Genomic DNA, 17,042 nt, shown 5'->3' on the forward strand with positions numbered 1-17,042 from the left:
CTGTAGCTAGCGTTCATCCTGAGCCAGGATCAAACTCTACATTGTAAAATTTCTTATTTAAATCTCCATAAGGAGAATGTATTCTGACTTAGAACGACTATCCTTTATAACCTTTATTGAAGTAATCAATTAACGGTTCGTATTTATACCCTGTTGTAAAAAACAACAAGACTCTTGTACTAACTTGTCTGTTTATGTAAATCTATTCAAAGAACTCTATCTTTAGTGCTAACCGAGATAACTCTCGAAAGCGGATGCAAAAGTACAACTTTTTAAAACACAATCCAAATAATTGGAGAATATTTTTCAAAAAAATATATGTTTTTTATTCTGCAACTAAATAAATCAAGGTCTTTTTACATCACACCTATTTATATTATATATAGGGAGTAGAAAACAAGAAAAATTCTATTAGAAACAAAAAAGGCGGAAGGTTTAAAATAACTCCTTCCGCCTTTCATTTCATATTAATTTCTCTTTCCTAATAATCTAAGTAGATATAAGAAAAGGTTCACAAAGTCGAGATATAAGGTCAATGCGCCTAGCAATGCAATCTTTTGCGCATCTTCAGAAATATCGTCAGCTTGTGCCAACATTCTTTTAATTTTTTGGGTATCCCAAGCAGTCAAGCCCACAAACACCACTACGCCAACATAGCTAATAATAAGCGACAGAGTGTCGTTCTTCATAAGGATATTTGCAAAGCTTGCGATAATAAGTCCCACCAATGCCATCATCAATAGTTGTCCCATTTTCGACAAGTCTCTCTTTGTGGTATATCCAATTAAAGACATCGCACCGAAAGTTCCTGCAGTAATGAAGAACACATTAGCAATAGAAGACGTTGTGTAAACCAAGAAGATAAACGACATCGTCACACCATTCAATATCGAATAAGCGATGAACAACAATGTTGCAGTAGTGAGTGAAAGATTCATTATACGAGATGAAATGAAGTAAACCAAACCCAATTCACCAAGTAGACAGCCCCAGAACAAGTATTCAGAGCTCATCAATGTATAAATCAAACTAGGTGAAGCAGCCACTCCATACGCAGTTACACCTGTTATAACCAATGCGAGTGTCATCCATACATACACCTTGCGCATTAAAGCTGGAAACGCAAGTGACATTTGCTCCTCACGTTCTTCAATCATTCTATCAAATGTTTCTCTATCCATAATTTTTTATTTTATTGTTACTTGCAAAGATAGAACAAAGGAAATGCCACATCAGCACACCCGCTCTTCTTTTTAAGATTTATTATACTTTCTAGTTTATAAAGCACTCATATTCTGTGCTTTATCACTTATTTCTTTGTAAAACGAACCAAACAGTAGATCAATGCTCCGTATGCAATAAGCGATAAGCCTTGAGATAAGGGATTATCCAACCACGCTTGATTAATAAAGTCGAATCCAGCGAAGCGCAATAAAGCACTCACAACACCCATCAAAGCACCCCCTGCAATAAATCCACTTGCAATAAGAGTACCCTTTTCGCCTCTTTCTTCGTTCACCTTAGCATCGCTACTGCGTGATGTTACATACCAGTTTACGGCACCACCTACCACAAGTGGAAGGTTCAATTCAAGTGGAATAAACATTCCAAGTGCAAAGGCAAGAGCAGGAACTCTACACCATGTTAATACAATAGCTATCAAAGCACCAATTCCATACAACAACCATGGAGCACCAGCACCATTCATCAAAGGATCAATAACAGCCGCCATAGCATTTGCTTGAGGTGCAGCCAACTGACCAGAAGCGAAACCATAAGTACTATTTAATAGCATCATCACACCTCCAACGGTTGCTGCCGACACCAAAGTACCTAAGAACTTCCATGTTTGTTGCTTCTGTGGAGTTGTTCCAACCCAATAACCTATCTTCAAATCGGTAACAAATGCGCCAGCCATAGACAAAGCTGTACAAACCACTCCACCCATAATTAGGGCTGCAACCATACCACTTGCGCCATTCAATCCTACAGCAACAAGTACCACCGATGCAAGAATCAAGGTCATTAAAGTCATTCCCGAAACAGGATTACTACCCACAATGGCAATGGCATTCGCAGCTACTGTTGTAAATAAGAAGGCAATAATTGCCACAAGCAACACGCCCACAACAGCATAGAACAAGTTGTTCATCACGCCGAACCAGAAGAATAAGAAGATAACCAACAAGGTTACTAAAGATCCTATTGCGATGATTCTGAAAGAGATGTCACGTTGAGTGCGGATAGCCTCGCTCTTTTCAGCAGATGCGGAACCACCTCTTAGCTCTTTAGAAGCAAGCACTATGGCATTTTTGATGATGCTCCACGATTTGATAACACCAATAATACCCGCCATTGCGATACCTCCAATACCGATACTCTTACCATAATACTTAAATATTTCTTCAGCACTCATCGAGCCAACTGTTTGAGTTATCGATGCGTCCCAATTGTTTAAAACTGTATCATGGAATACGAATGACATACCAGGAACAATCAACCACCATACAGCAGCAGAACCCAAGCAGATAATTAGCGTATAACGTAAACCAACAATGTAGCCCAATCCAAACAAGGCAGCACCCGTATTGATTTTAAACACCAATTTTGTTTTGTCGGCAAGAGCAGTTCCCCAGCCCACAACACGTGAGGTCACGTTTTCGTTCCACAAGCCAAATGTAGCCACAACAAAGTCGTATAAGCCACCAATTAAGCCTGCAAGCAACAGCTTTTTGGTTTGTCCGCCTCCTTTAGCACCGCTTACCAACACCTGAGTTGTTGCAGTTGCTTCAGGGAAAGGATATTTACCATGCATGTCTTTCACAAAGTATTTGCGGAAAGGAATGAGGAACAAGATGCCAAGAACACCACCCAAGAGTGATGCAATGAATATTTTTAAGAACGAAGCACTTATTTCTGGATATTTTGCCTGTAGAATATAAATAGCTGGAAGGGTGAAAATGGCTCCTGCAACCACAGCTCCCGAGCAGGCACCAATACTCTGTATAATTACATTCTCGCCCAAAGCGTTCTTTCTTTTCGATGCAGTTGAAACGCCCACAGCTATAATTGCGATAGGAATAGCAGCCTCGAACACTTGTCCCACCTTTAATCCTAGATAGGCAGCAGCAGCAGAAAAGATTACAGCCATTAAGATTCCCCAAGTCACCGACCATGGTGTTACTTCGGGATAGCTACTCTTTGGCGACATCAAAGGTTCATACTCTTCGCCTTCTTTCAATTCCTTAAAGGCGTTTTCAGGTAGTTTTTCAGGAACATTCATATTCTTTCTTGTTTTTGTTTATTGATATTCTACGAATAGTTTCAATCGGTTTTTATCTCTAATTCTTTTCTTTGAGCGATGTAATAGTTAAAAGAGTTTTTTAGTGAGACAGGCTCGTTGTGGGACATGAACTGCACTAAAAAACTCTTATTGTTCTTTTTAACCGCTACAATTTATTTTTGAGACTCTTCTGGAGCCTTATCGATTAGCTCCATAAACTGATCGAGTTTTGGAGTGATAATGATCTGAGTACGACGGTTGCGTTGCTTTCCTAACTCTGTATTGTTGTTGGCAATGGGGTTATATTCACCACGTCCACCAGCTGTTAAGCGTTTAGGATTCACGCCATAGTGTGTTTGTAGATATTGAACTACGCTCGAAGCACGCAAGCAAGACAAGTCCCAATTGTTGCGAATGTTCTCTCTTGTGATGGGCACATTGTCGGTGTTACCTTCGATCAATACGTCATAATCCTTATAATCGGTAATGATTTTCGCAATTTTACTTAGTGTTTCGGCAGCTCTGTCGTTTATTTCATAGCTTCCACTCTTATACAACATGTTGTCGGCTAATGAGATATAAACTACACCTTTCAACACTTGTACGTCCACTTCTTTAAGCTCTTCTTTGCTTAATGAGCGTGTTAAGTTATTCGAAAGCACCATATTTAGAGAGTCACTCTTGCTCTTCACTTCCACTAAGTGACGGATATATTGGTTCGACTCGTTGATTTGGTCAACCAATTTCGAAATATTCACGTTGTTTGCATTGCTGTTTAGCAAACTTTTGTCGAGCGAATTTTGCAATGACGCATAGTCTTTCTTTTGTTGAGCAAGCTGTTCTTCTAAGCTGTTTACACGTGCTCTGCTAGCTGCGAGCTCTTCTTTTGTTGATTGGAAAGATTCTGTTAAATTCTTATTTTCTAATCTACAATTGTCCAATTCTTTCTTACTTGCACAGCTACTTACTAGAACTAATCCAGCAAAAAGAGCGGCAATAAATGTTTTTTGTTTCATGATTTTCATTATTTAATTCGTCTTTCGTTTGTTTTCTGCTATCAAAACAGTCGATATACAAATATACTAATAAAAAGAGAATTAAGCATTATTGTTTTTTATTTTTTATATTTTCCAACCTGTTTCTTTGTATTTATTACCTTTACAGCATTGCAATTGACCTATATCTACCCTTTCGTTGCCTTCAACCACTCTCCCACTGCTTTTCTAACTCAATCACCTTCTTTTCCCTCCTCATTCTCCTTTGCACAAAGCAGTTTCGCTATAATGCAATAAAAGCATAACTATTACCTATCAATAGCTATGCTTTTATGCTCTAATATCAATGCTTTTAGCCTGCAAAAGCATTGTGTTTATTGTTCACTTAGGCTTCTTCTTCAATCCGTTTGTCTTGTTCTTGAGCCTTTTTATTCGACAACACCAAGAATATTACCGATGCAATAATCAACATTAAGCCTATTGCAATGGGCACTGTAAATGGCTCACTGAACACCAAAACACCCACAAGCATGGCTGTAACAGGCTCGAATGCGCCCAAAATGGCTGCCATTGTGCTGCTCACTTTCTTTAAAGCCATAATCAAAGTGATATTACTTATCGCAGTGGGAACAAGTCCTAAGAGTGCCAAGTTGATAAATGCTGAGGTCGAAGGAATACCCTTTATGCCTCCAGTTGCAAAAAGAGAATAGAACGAAATAAGCAACATTGTAAAGAAGAACACATAGAAGGTGAGCTTGAGCGACGACATTTTACGTATGCGCATCACTGGAAGTATCACCATATAGGTGGCATATAAGAATCCAGAAAGCAACTCACACAATAGTCCTTTGTATGAAGCTTGAAAGTCTCCGTCTATCACTCCCGACAAAAGAACAACGCCTCCGATGGCTAAGAAGATTGATAAAATAGCGCCAAGTTTGAGTCGTTCTTTAAAGAATATGCCCATAAGCAGAGCCGTCCATATTGGATATGAGAACAAAAGTGTGGTGGCAATACCACTCGACATATACTTATAACCCTCGATAAGCGCAATAGCCGACACGGCATAGAGCAACGAAATAAACATAATTCGAAAGGCATCACCTCGGTTTATGTGCATAGAACGTTTATTGGCAATGAGCACTAAGAGTATAATTACACCTGCAAAGGCAAAGCGATACACAAGAAGTGAAAGCGAATCAATTCCTTCGTTCAATACGGGAATACTGAATAAAGGGATAGTTCCGAATGCAATTGCTGAGATCGACGCCTCTACTAATCCTCTAATATTGTTATTGTTTAAAGCCATATCTTTAATATCTCGCTGTTTAGGGGGTATTATTAATATCGTAATTTGTTTAACTCTTACTCTTTCCTGCGCCCATTATCAATAGCGAAACGGATACAAGGGTAAGAATAAGACCAAGGGTTGTGTATTGATTAAGAGTCTCTCCGAAAACCAATAGACCGATAATCAGTGCGGTGATGGGCTTAAATACTCCCAAAATAGCTGTTAATGTGCTGCTCACTTTCTTTAAAGCTACGATGAGAGCGATATTACTTATGGCTGTAGGAATGAGTCCTACGAGCACTAAGTTCAATGCTACACTCTTGTTGGCAATAGGTGCAAGCTCGCCTTTGGTAATGAACGAGAAACCTAAGATCAACAACATCGTGAAAAGAAAGATATAGAATGTGAGTGCAAGCGATGGCATCTTCTTCACTTCAAGACGTGGAAACACCACTAAATAGATGGCGTAGGTCAAGCCAGAAAGAAGCTCCCAAGCTACTCCAATATGCGAATTTTGTAGGTCTGAGCCCGTTATTCCCGACAAAAGAACAACGCCCACGATGGCCAACACGATTGAAGCGATGGTTTTAATGCCTAATCTTTCACGAAAGAAAACGGCCATTAACAAGGCTGTCCACACTGGATATGAGAACACAAGTGTGGTGGCAACGCCCGTAGGCATATAGTTATAACCTTCTATTAGCGACAAGGCTGAAACGGAATAGATGCACGAGAGCAATAGAAGTTGCCCGATGTCTTTTAGCGAAACACGCAAAGACACTCTTTGAAAGAGGGCTAAAAGCAGGAGTGCTATGCCTCCAAAGAAAAAACGATAAACGATAAGTGAGAGCGAATCCATACCACTTTTGAGCACAGGAAGACTGAAAAGGGCTATCGTTCCAAAGGTAATTGACGAAATTGCAGCGGCACTTAGGCCTTTTAAATTTGTATTCATGAGGTATTATAAATTAATCATTTTCTGTAAATAGAATTGTTTTCTGGTTTAAGTGTCGAACTATAATAGCATCATTCCAGCAAAGGCGGCATAGAGTATCATGTGAATGGGATTGATCTTGATAACCTTTGTGCCAACGAATGTGGCGATAAATAAGGCTATACTGATGCAGAATTGCCATCGACTTGCGCCAAATGAGCCGAAATTCTCGCTATTCATCAACATCAATGTCGCAGCAGCTAAGAGTCCAACAACAGCTGGTCGCAAACCTTCGAACACGCTTTGCACCGCAGTTGTCTTCATATAACGCATAAACATCTTTGTAATTAGAATCATAAGAATAAACGTTGGCAACACTAATGCAAAGGTAGCGATGGCGCTTCCCAATACACTCATGCCCGTTCCGTAGCCCATTGAGTGCACAGCAGTGTAGCCACAATAGGTCGCAGTGTTTATTCCTATAGGCCCAGGTGTCATCTGACTGATGGCAACAACATTGGTAAACTCTGCCGATGTCAACCAATGATGATTGCGAACTACCTCTGTTTGTATAAGAGATAGCATGCCATAGCCTCCTCCAAAGCCAAAAAGTCCAATCTCAAAGAATGTTACAAATAGCTGAAAAAATACCATATTTCAATATTTCTCGTATGTCTTTTACACCTTATTATATTATAGGTGCATTGTTTGTCGAATGTTATTTTATTGCTGTTGCTTAGCTCTTGCGGGTCTATTCGGTAGGTTTAATAAACTGTCCGTATAGAAATCCACCTATTCCAGCAGCCAAAATAATAAAAATTGGATTTACTCCCATTGCCCAAATGAGCAGTGCTGAGAGGATAGGTATCCAACAATTGGTCCACGACACCTTTGCACTTAATGCCATATTCCATGTAGGAACGGCAATTAAAGCAACCACAGCAGGACGTATTCCCTTAAATATCGACTCAACAACAGGATTGTCTTGAAAGCTATGAAAGAAGAGAGCAATGAGCAATATGATGATGAATGAGGGCAAAGCGGTGGCTAATGTGGTGCAAATGCCTCCTGGAACACGCTTTATTTTATATCCAATAAAGGTGCTAAGATTGATTGCAAACACGCCAGGACAACTCTGTGCAACGGCTATAAGGTCAACAAATTCGTCCTTACTAATCCACTTTCGCTTCTCAACAATCTCCGATTCAATTATCGGTATCATTGCATATCCACCGCCAAAGGTGAATGCTCCGATCTTAAAAAAGGTTTTAAAACTTTCCCAATACACTATATTTATCTGCTTTAAGCTGTTTTTCTGTTGTATAGTTCATATATGGTTTGCACAAGAAAAGTCGCTAAAATGCTATTAACAACTCTCCTTGTGCAAAGTAATTCACTTTATTTTGAGGTCTTGCTTTCAACCCATTTGCGTGCATTTACAAAGGCTTCGAACCATGGAGTCACTTCATCTGCAACTCTATTACTTGGATAATAAGCGTTTTGCCATGGGAAAATAGCACGTTCAGGGTGTGGCATCATTGCCAAATGACGGCCATCTGCGCTACAAATACCAGCAACATTGTAATCTGAACCATTTGGATTTGCAGGATAATCAGCATAATGATAAGTGGCAATGACATTGTACTTATCGAGCGATTCGGGAAGAATAAAGCGTCCTTCTCCATGTGCAACCCACACACCTAATGAGCTATTAGATAGCGATTGCAACATAACACTATTGTTTTGTGGTATATCTAAGCCCACAAAAGCACTCTCGAACTTATGCGACTTGTTGTGAACCAACTTCGAACGGTTTTGATGTTCAGGGTTAATGAGGTTCAGTTCAACCATCAATTGGCATCCATTACATATACCTAAACTTAAGGTATCGGGGCGTGAATAGAAGTTATCTAAGGCCTGTTTTGCCTTTGGATTGTATAAGAAAGCACCCTCCCAACCCTTCGCAGAGCCTAAAACATCAGAGTTAGAGAAGCCTCCACAGAACACAATCATATTGATGTCTTCTAATGTTTCACGTCCTTCTATAAGGTCAGTCATCGTTACATCCTTCACATCAAAGCCCGCTAAATAGAGCGAATAAGCCATTTCTCGGTCACCATTAGTACCCTTTTCACGGATAATAGCAGCACGAACGCCTGTTTTTTCACGTCTATCTGCGCTCACGCCATAGCTTTCTAAGGTACCTTTAAATGTGCTTGCAAATTGCAACTTCAATGGTTGTTTACCATAGTTGTCTTTTCTTTGTTCAGCACAGCCATTGAAACTTTGTTTGCAATCGAGCTGATATGAGGTATTATACCACACAGAACGCAACTCATTGATATCGAAAGTATATTCTTGTTCGTTGCTCTTAATCACCAAAGAACGATTGTTTGGAGTTGGATAACCAATTTTAGCAAATCCTATACCCTCGTTTTCTAAGAGCGCAAGGAGTTCTTCTTTGTGTTTATCTGATACCTGAATAACCACTCCAGGGTTCTCTGCAAAGAGCTGTTTAACGATGTCTTGGCTTGCTAAGTCGTGTAGATTGATGTGCAAACCGCCTGTTTCATTAGCAAAACACATTTCTAACAAGGTGGTAATAATACCGCCCGCACTAATATCGTGACCTGCCATTATCCAGCCTTTAGCTATCAATTCTTGGATAAAAGCAAAGCAATCAGCAAAGTATTCGCTGTTCTTTACAGTTGGAACATCGTCTCCTACCTTACCAAGAGATTGCAATAGTGCGCTACCTCCAAGTCTTTGTTCATCGAAAGAGAAGTCGATATAATATAAAGAGCTGTTCTTATCGTTCACAACAACAGGCGAAACCACTTTCTTCACGTCGCTAACTTCGCCGCCAGCACTAACAATTACGGTTCCTGGAGATATCACTTTGCCTGCTCCATCGGGGTATTGTTGAGTCATAGATAATGAGTCTTTACCTGTAGGAACATTGATACCCAAGTCGCAACAGAAATCACTTAGAGCGTTAACAGCAGCATATAAGCGTGCATCTTCGCCCTTTTGCGATCTACAAGGCCACATCCAGTTAGCCGAAAGCGACACACTTGTTAGTCCTTCGCTTAGTGGTGCCCATACAATATTGGTCAAAGCTTCTGCAACTGCCATAACAGAACCCGCCTCAGAGTTCGCTAATGCCACCTGAGGAGCGTGTCCAATAGAAGTAGCAATACCGCTCTTTCCACGATAGTCGAGTGCAACTACACCGCAATCTGATAGTGGGAGCTGTATTTCTCCTTGACATTGTTGGCGTGCGACCTTTCCTGTTACCGAGCGATCGACCTTATTTGTGAGCCAATCTTTACATGCAACAGCCTCTAATTGCAATACATTGTTGATATAAGTATTGAGTTTGTCTGCTTCAATAGCAGGTGTATTGTAGTGATGTTCAACGGTTTCGTCACGCATAATGGTTTTAGGTGAGTGGCCAAACATCTGTGCTACGTCCATATCGAAAGGCTTAACGCCATCTAATTGTTCAAAAGAAAAGTGCGCATCTCCTGTTGTTTCGCCCACAACATATAGCGGAGCACGTTCTCTTTCTGCTATTTTCTTCACCTCTTCGATGTGCTTTTCATCGATAAGAAGACCCATACGTTCTTGACTTTCATTAGCGATTATTTCCTTTGCAGATAGGGTTTTGTCGCCAAGAGGTAGCTTATCGATATGAATAACGCCTCCACATTCTTCAACAAGTTCCGACAAACAGTTGAGATGTCCTGCCGAACCGTGGTCGTGAATAGACACAACTGGGTTGTCGTCGCTTTCTGTTAGAGCTCTAACAAGGTTGTAAGCACGTTTTTGCATCTCTGGGTTTGCACGTTGAACAGCGTTCAATTCGATACCATTAGAATAGCGTCCTGTATCTACAGAAGACACACTTCCGCCTCCAAGTCCAATGCGATAGTTATCTCCACCCACAACAACTACTTTGTTACCTGCATGTGGTTCTTTCTTTAAGCAGTCTCTTTGAGTTCCATAACCCACACCTCCTGCAAGCATAATCACCTTGTCGTATGCATAAAGAGGAGCATTGTTGCCATCTTGTTCTTGATGTTCGAAAGTGAGAACAGAGCCACAAATCAATGGTTGTCCAAACTTATTACCAAAGTCGCTCGCACCATTTGAAGCCTTAATCAATATGTCTTCGGGCGATTGATACAACCATTTGCGGGCTGGTATAATTGTTTCCCAAGGGCGAATGTTACCGTCTTGAGATTTAAGACGAGGATAAGAGGTCATATAAACGGCTGTTCCTGCGATAGGACAAGAGCCAATTCCACCTCCCATACGGTCTCTAATTTCTCCTCCAGTACCTGTTGCTGCACCATTAAAAGGCTCTACAGTTGTTGGAAAGTTATGTGTTTCAGCTTTTATTGAAATAACGCTGTCGATGTTACGAATAACGAAGTAGTCGCTTGTTGCTGCGCTTTGAGGTGCAAACTGTTCGATAGTTGGACCCTTTGCAAAGGCTACATTGTCTTTATAAGCACTGAGAATAGCATTAGGATTCTCTGCAGTTGTGCGTTTAATCATAGCAAAGAGTGATGAAGGCATTTCCTTTCCGTCGATAATAAAGGTACCTCCAAAGATCTTATGACGGCAATGTTCTGAGTTAATTTGAGCGAATCCAAATACTTCTGAATCGGTTAAAGAGCGTGATAGTTGCTTTTCTACATCGTGAAGATAATCTATTTCTTCTTTAGATAGCGCCAATCCTTCTGCCTCGTTATACGAATCGAGGTCATCTATATACTTTATTGGAGCCGCTTGGTGGTTTACTTCGAACACGTTTTGTGTTAAGCCACGGTATAATGTCTGCAACATTGGGTCGTAATTTGCATCTTCTGAGTCTACCGGAAAGAACTCTTCTATACGCAAAATGCCGCTAAGATTCATGTTCTGTGTAATCTCAACGGCATTCGTACTCCATGGTGTTACCATCTCTTTACGTGGACCTACAAAATAACCTTCAATTGTTTGCTCATTAATAAACTGCGCATCACCATATAGCCAAGATAGCTTTTCGATATCATTAGCTTCAAGGTTATTGCTCACATCTGTTACAATAATGCTTTGCGATGTTGTTTTAAAAAAGAGAATCATGCTTTATGTGTATATAAATGAATATTACATTTGGAGTGCTTCGAAAAGCAATTATAAAACACTAGCACCTGCTTTGTGTTCTAATGGTGCAAAGATAACTATTCTTTTCTAAATAAAGGACGCTTTAAGTGAGTTATTTTATGATTTTAAAGAACTTGTGTTCGAAAGGCGTTTGTTTCTTTTCTGCCAACGAATAAAGGAGGGTGTTTGTCGCTATCTTCTCCCCTTTCTCAAACGTCTGATAAGCCTTTGCCAACCACTTCTTTTCTACTCCACTTTCAAAAGCATTGTTTTTACATTGCAATATCAATGCTTTTAGGGTGCAATTACATTGCTTTTGGAGGGCAAAAGCAGTGAGTTTATTTTTCGAGTGGAGACCTTTTGTTTTTAGAGGACATTGTAGAGGAGTTCGAAGGAGAGCAGATGTGCGCCTGACTTAAAGGCAAATAAAAAGTAAAAAGAAGAGAAAATACACCCATTTTACACAGCAAACCTACCCCTTTTTGATGAAAATCCGCCCCATTTTTCACAATACATTATTTATACAAATTGCTCCCTTACATTCACTTAAACACCTGATTAGCAAATAGATAGTATTTCGTCGACTTTGTATTTCTTTATACATTAGTTGTTTTACTTTATCTCTTTTCTCTTTTTATGTAATTTTGTAAAAAAAGAAAACCTAATTAGTTATTAACTTTAAAACACCGAACATGAGAAAGATTCATTTACAAATGGCGGGCTTAACATCAGCTTTAGTGGTGTCGTTCACCTCCTTGTTAAGTTCGTGTAACGTAACCGAAGACGGATCTTACGTTGCTCCTATCTCAATTAATGAAAAGATTCATGGCAAATGGTCGCTTCAATCATTAGACCAAACCGACGAAATCACCATGAAAAAGATGTCGCTCACCGACGCTCTTCAATTCAAAACGTTTGCCATTACGCTCAATGCTACGGCAGAAGGAACACCCTCTACCTTTACAATTGAAGGCGAAGCACCTTTGCTTTTGCCCACTTCTGGTACGTGGAAACTCGACTACGACTATTACAAATCTGATGGTTCATCGAGTCGTTTACTCTTAAATGACGGTCAAAAAAATCACGAAGTGATTGTAACTGCTATCCCTGGAAACGAAAAGACCTTAGCCTTTAAGCTCGTAAGAAAGCTTGCTGGTAAGCCTTTTGTATCGTACACCTACAATTTAACATCATCAACTAAAAGCGAGGAGGCACAACCATGAAAAGAAACTATATCATAATGCTCATGTCATTGTTGATGTTGAGCTTTGCAAATGTTGTGAAAGCTGAAGGCATTGAACTATCTAATGCGCCCAAAGTGTGGACGGTTCCTGCCGTGTTTACTGCCGATCAAGAAGTTACTTTCTATTATGATGTAACCGATGTGGGCTTCCCTGCTGGGGTAGACTTATATCTTTGGGCATGGCAACCCACTGAACCTGATGCTGGACATGGCGGTAATTCGTCTGATTTTGCTAAGCTCGAATACCTCGGAGACAATATTTATAAGATGACAATGACGCCTACTAAATATTTTAACTCACCCGTTTCGGCTTTCGAAAACAGCGACTGGCCTGGCTTTTGGCAACGCCTTAAAACCAAAGATGGTGCCTATTGGAGTGGCGTTTATCAAGCTCCCGACTCGAGAAGTGAATGGAAGGCGTTTGCAGATAGTGGCGAACCCTATCAGGTTTTCAGCGGAAAGAAAACTAAAGCACTAACCAGTAAGTTCACATTAAACGAACCTCTTACTATTGTGTTCAACCCTAATGTAATGAAAGTAAAGGGTCAAACCATGACCGATTTTGCTGCTAATACTCCTAACTTCCAAAGCTTCAACCTTCATTCTGGTATCGATAACTTCACCTATTTACAAGGTGTTAAGGTATGGATTCCTAAATGTATGGAGAAAACAGCTATTCAAAAGCTCAGCAATGGCTTTTATTCTATCAGCATGACATCGCCCTTTGACTACTATAGTTGGAACTATGCCGACGACGGAAGCAAAGCGGTTTCGACCTTACAAACCGACACTGACATCGAAAACTTAGAGTGGTTGATGGTGGGTATCGCTAATAACGACTGGGCAGGAACAAGCTCTAACGTCGTATTTAAAGCTGGAACGGCTGCTCCTTATCCTGATCCTACATTCTCTTTCTTCCCTTCTAAGATTAGTGCTAACGACATATTAACGCTCACTCGTCAATATAATGAACGCACAGCAGGCACCTTAAAATACACTATCTCTACCGCTTCGCAAACCATTCAAGGCACTATGGAAGGCACAAGAGATAAAAGAGCGGCAACAATTAACTTGATGTCGATTCCCGAATTCAACAAAGCCACTGAAATACATGTCGTTATTAGTAAGGAAGACGGTCAACAAGTTGTTGACACTAAGATTCCTCTTGTGGTAGAAGACCAAAACTAAACCTATTAAAGCATTACACTATGAAACAAATTAAACAATCCTATATGGCACTGATTCTTATCAATGTGCTGTTGTTTTTAGGTAATATTCAAGCCATGGCACAATCGTTTCTTGCAACAGGAAAGGTGCTCGACGGCAACAATGAGCCTCTTGTGGGGGCTACTATCAAAGTAGTTGGAGCCTCAACAGGCACTATTACCAATGCTGATGGACATTTCTCTATTCAATGTAACAATAATTCTACCTTAGAAATAAGCTATGTTAGCTATGTAACTCAACAGGTGAAGGCTGGCAAAAACATCACTGTTGTGTTGAAAGAAGACGCTAAGATGCTTCAAGAAACCGTGGTTGTAGGTGTGGGATACGGCACAATGCGCAAGTCAGACCTAACGGGTGCTATTGCATCTATCAACGCAAAAGATTTAAAGAAGGGCGTTATCACCAGTACTGAGCAATTACTTCAAGGTAAAATTGCAGGTTTATCGGTGATGCAAAGCTCTGGAGCTCCTGAGGCAGGAGCAAGCATTCGCCTTCGTGGAGGTACGTCTTTATCTGCAGGAAACGGCCCTCTTTTCGTGGTAGATGGTATTCCTGGCGTGGATATTAACAGCGTTCAGCCTTCTGAAATCGTTAGTATGGACGTGTTGAAAGATGCTTCTGCAGCTGCTATATATGGTTCGAGAGGTGCGAATGGCGTTATTATCGTCACCACTAATCGCCAAGGAAGCGATGTGGAACAAAAGACTTTGCAATATAATGGCTATGTGGCTATTGCCTCTGTAGCGAAGAATATGGACCTACTTTCGGCTAATCAATGGCGCAGTTACGTTCGTGAAAGGGGCGTAAATGGAGCTTTAGACTTTGGACATGCTACCGATTGGCAAAAGGAACTCGAAAGAACTGCTATCTCACACTCACACAATATTCTCTTTGGAAGTAACAAAAAGGATAATGGTTATCGTGCTTCTGTAACCTATCAAAATAACCAAGGCGTGATAAAGAACAACACTATGAATCGCCTTTCTGCAAGTCTTTCTGCCTATCAAAAGGCTTGGAACGGCAGACTTAGATTGGACGAAGGAGTGAATACCAATTTTGATAGCTGGCATCCAATAGACGGTCGTATCTTTGAAAGAATGACAAACATTAATCCTACCTTTCCTATTTACAACCCAGATGGCAGCTATGCGCAGCTAAGTGGTACGAATACGGAGAATCCTATCGAGCTAAATAACAACCGAACTGCCGACCATAAGCGTCATAGACTATTGGGTTATCTTAAAGCTGAGCTTGAGATTATACCTGGATTGACAACAACTATCAACACTTCTTATGAGTTTAACTCTGCAAAGAAGGGTCTTTATAAGCCTACATACGCAAAGATGGAGGGTCAAAGTGAAAAGGGTTGGGGTCAAAGAACCTATGAGGATTATACCAATAAGCAATTGGAATGGTACTTTACTTACGATAAAGACCTATCTAAAAACCATCACATAAACCTCATGGCGGGCTATTCTTATCTCGATAACACATACGAAGGCTTTGGCTCAACACGCAGTGGTTTCGACACAAATGCATTCGGTTACAACAATTTAGCAGCGGGAACAGATTATCGTCAGGGTGATGTTTACTCGTATAAGGGCAACGCTAAGCTCATATCTTTCTTCGGTAGAGCGAACTATAACATGATGGATAAATATCTTATCACTGCAACTCTAAGACGAGATGGTAGCTCTCGCTTCGGAAAAGACCACAAATGGGGTACTTTCCCCTCTGTTTCTGTAGCGTGGAAGATAAGCAATGAGGCCTTTATGAAGGGCACTCAAGAGTGGTTAGACTATCTAAAACTACGCATTGGATATGGTATTACGGGTAATCAAAACGGCATTGGAGACTACAAGTCGCTATCTATTTTGAGCCCATCTGGTGCTGCTTACTACGATGCTACAACCAATTCGTGGAAGAATGCCTATGTACAAATACAAAATGCAAACCCTAACTTAAAATGGGAAGCTACTCAACAATTTAATATTGGTGTAGACTTTTCATTGTTTAACCGCCTCACTGGAACCATAGAAGTATATAATAAGAACACAAAAGACTTGCTTTGGACTTATCCAGTGCCTCAACCTCCATACCTAGTTGGCACGATGTTGGCTAACGTTGGCAATCTAAAAAATACTGGAGTAGAGCTTACTTTGCACTCAAACATCATTCGTTCTAAGGATTGGACCTTTGATGCTAACATGAGCTTTGCATACAATCACCAAAAGATTACAAAGCTATCAAATGACCTTTACAAAGCCGTTGGACTTCAAGCAGGCTCTTTGCACGACCTAAGAGGTATGTCTAACATGTATTCTCAGGTAATAAAAGAGGGCTATGCAGCGGGTGCTTTCTGGGGACCTGTATGCGAAGGAGTGGACGAAAACGGTAAGTATATCCTCAAAAAGGACGAGAATGGCAAGGTTGTTAATGAGTTCTTAGGTTCTGCTCAGCCCAAAGTGAACGTGGGATTGTCGCTTAATGCATCGTATAAGAATTTCGATTGCACCGTAGCAGGATATGGAATGTTTGGTCAAAAGGTGCTTAATGCTACCCGAATGGCTATGTTTGACCCCACAAGATTCCCCTCTCAGAACGTTCCCGACGACTTTATGACAAGCGGAATCACTGATAATCCAACCTTTTCGAGCTACTTTATCGAGAATGGAGCATTCTTCCGACTTCAATCTTTCACTTTAGGTTATTCGCTACCTTGCGCTAATAAGCTTGGATTATCACGCTTAAGAGTTTATTTCACCGCTGAGAATCTCTTCTGTTTAACAGGCTATAAAGGCTTAGACCCTGAGGTTTCTATCCCCGATAATGTATTAGATTCTCCTGGAATAGAGAAGTTTAACGCTTATCCTCGCCCACGAACATTCTCTATTGGTTTAAATCTTGCATTCTAA

11 protein-coding genes are annotated in these 17,042 nt (G+C 40.5%); 3 read left to right on the forward strand and 8 right to left on the reverse strand.

What is annotated here, in order from left to right:
• Positions 1-467: 467 nt before the first annotated feature.
• The 8 genes from A3GM_RS0103190 to purL form a co-directional block, all read right to left on the reverse strand.
• Positions 468-1,181 (reverse strand): Bax inhibitor-1/YccA family protein, encoded by a 714-nt coding sequence (locus A3GM_RS0103190; protein WP_018361943.1) that lies wholly within the window; start codon positions 1,179-1,181, stop codon positions 468-470.
• A 128-nt stretch (positions 1,182-1,309) separates the two neighbouring features.
• Positions 1,310-3,283, reverse strand: coding sequence for an OPT family oligopeptide transporter (locus A3GM_RS0103195; protein WP_018361944.1), 1,974 nt, complete (start codon positions 3,281-3,283; stop codon positions 1,310-1,312).
• 173 nt (positions 3,284-3,456) lie between these two features.
• Complete coding sequence (locus A3GM_RS0103200; RefSeq protein WP_018361945.1) at positions 3,457-4,308, reverse strand: OmpA/MotB family protein; 852 nt, start codon at positions 4,306-4,308, stop codon at positions 3,457-3,459.
• 355 nt (positions 4,309-4,663) lie between these two features.
• Complete coding sequence (locus tag A3GM_RS0103205; protein WP_018361946.1) at positions 4,664-5,587, reverse strand: DMT family transporter; 924 nt, start codon at positions 5,585-5,587, stop codon at positions 4,664-4,666.
• Between the two features lie 49 nt (positions 5,588-5,636).
• Positions 5,637-6,524, reverse strand: a complete 888-nt coding sequence (locus tag A3GM_RS0103210) for a DMT family transporter (protein ID WP_018361947.1) — start codon at positions 6,522-6,524, stop codon at positions 5,637-5,639.
• A gap of 60 nt (positions 6,525-6,584) precedes the next feature.
• Complete coding sequence (locus A3GM_RS0103215) at positions 6,585-7,157, reverse strand: chromate transporter (RefSeq protein WP_018361948.1); 573 nt, start codon at positions 7,155-7,157, stop codon at positions 6,585-6,587.
• 97 nt (positions 7,158-7,254) lie between these two features.
• Positions 7,255-7,791, reverse strand: coding sequence for a chromate transporter (locus tag A3GM_RS0103220; RefSeq protein ID WP_018361949.1), 537 nt, complete (start codon positions 7,789-7,791; stop codon positions 7,255-7,257).
• 110 nt (positions 7,792-7,901) lie between these two features.
• Positions 7,902-11,636, reverse strand: a complete 3,735-nt coding sequence (purL, locus tag A3GM_RS0103225) for a phosphoribosylformylglycinamidine synthase (RefSeq protein ID WP_018361950.1) — start codon at positions 11,634-11,636, stop codon at positions 7,902-7,904.
• A 713-nt stretch (positions 11,637-12,349) separates the two neighbouring features.
• Here purL and A3GM_RS0103240 point away from each other — a divergent pair.
• From A3GM_RS0103240 to A3GM_RS0103250, 3 genes are read left to right on the forward strand one after another with little or no spacing between them, the layout of a single operon-like run.
• Complete coding sequence (locus A3GM_RS0103240) at positions 12,350-12,880, forward strand: DUF5004 domain-containing protein (protein WP_018361953.1); 531 nt, start codon at positions 12,350-12,352, stop codon at positions 12,878-12,880.
• Positions 12,877-14,088 carry a hypothetical protein gene (locus A3GM_RS0103245; RefSeq protein WP_018361954.1) on the forward strand — a complete coding sequence of 404 codons (1,212 nt, stop codon included), beginning with the start codon at positions 12,877-12,879 and terminating at the stop codon, positions 14,086-14,088. Before A3GM_RS0103240 ends, A3GM_RS0103245 begins: the two co-directional genes overlap by 4 nt.
• A 20-nt stretch (positions 14,089-14,108) precedes the next feature.
• Positions 14,109-17,042: a SusC/RagA family TonB-linked outer membrane protein gene (locus A3GM_RS0103250; RefSeq protein WP_026216105.1), complete on the forward strand. Its 2,934-nt coding sequence runs from the start codon at positions 14,109-14,111 to the stop codon at positions 17,040-17,042.

Origin of the sequence: Hoylesella nanceiensis DSM 19126 = JCM 15639 (genome assembly GCF_000379965.1) — a bacterium.
Lineage (GTDB): Bacteria > Bacteroidota > Bacteroidia > Bacteroidales > Bacteroidaceae > Prevotella > Prevotella nanceiensis.

What these genes read in the sequence shown, in the direction of transcription:
- A3GM_RS0103190 (WP_018361943.1), bottom strand. Translation starts at nt 1,181, where the DNA reads ATGGATAGAGAAACATTTGATAGAATGATTGAAGAACGTGAGGAGCAA.
- A3GM_RS0103195 (WP_018361944.1), bottom strand. Translation starts at nt 3,283, where the DNA reads ATGAATGTTCCTGAAAAACTACCTGAAAACGCCTTTAAGGAATTGAAA.
- A3GM_RS0103200 (WP_018361945.1), bottom strand. Translation starts at nt 4,308, where the DNA reads ATGAAAATCATGAAACAAAAAACATTTATTGCCGCTCTTTTTGCTGGA.
- A3GM_RS0103205 (WP_018361946.1), bottom strand. Translation starts at nt 5,587, where the DNA reads ATGGCTTTAAACAATAACAATATTAGAGGATTAGTAGAGGCGTCGATC.
- A3GM_RS0103210 (WP_018361947.1), bottom strand. Translation starts at nt 6,524, where the DNA reads ATGAATACAAATTTAAAAGGCCTAAGTGCCGCTGCAATTTCGTCAATT.
- A3GM_RS0103215 (WP_018361948.1), bottom strand. Translation starts at nt 7,157, where the DNA reads ATGGTATTTTTTCAGCTATTTGTAACATTCTTTGAGATTGGACTTTTT.
- purL (WP_018361950.1), bottom strand. Translation starts at nt 11,636, where the DNA reads ATGATTCTCTTTTTTAAAACAACATCGCAAAGCATTATTGTAACAGAT.
- A3GM_RS0103240 (WP_018361953.1), top strand. Translation starts at nt 12,350, where the DNA reads ATGAGAAAGATTCATTTACAAATGGCGGGCTTAACATCAGCTTTAGTG.
- A3GM_RS0103245 (WP_018361954.1), top strand. Translation starts at nt 12,877, where the DNA reads ATGAAAAGAAACTATATCATAATGCTCATGTCATTGTTGATGTTGAGC.
- A3GM_RS0103250 (WP_026216105.1), top strand. Translation starts at nt 14,109, where the DNA reads ATGAAACAAATTAAACAATCCTATATGGCACTGATTCTTATCAATGTG.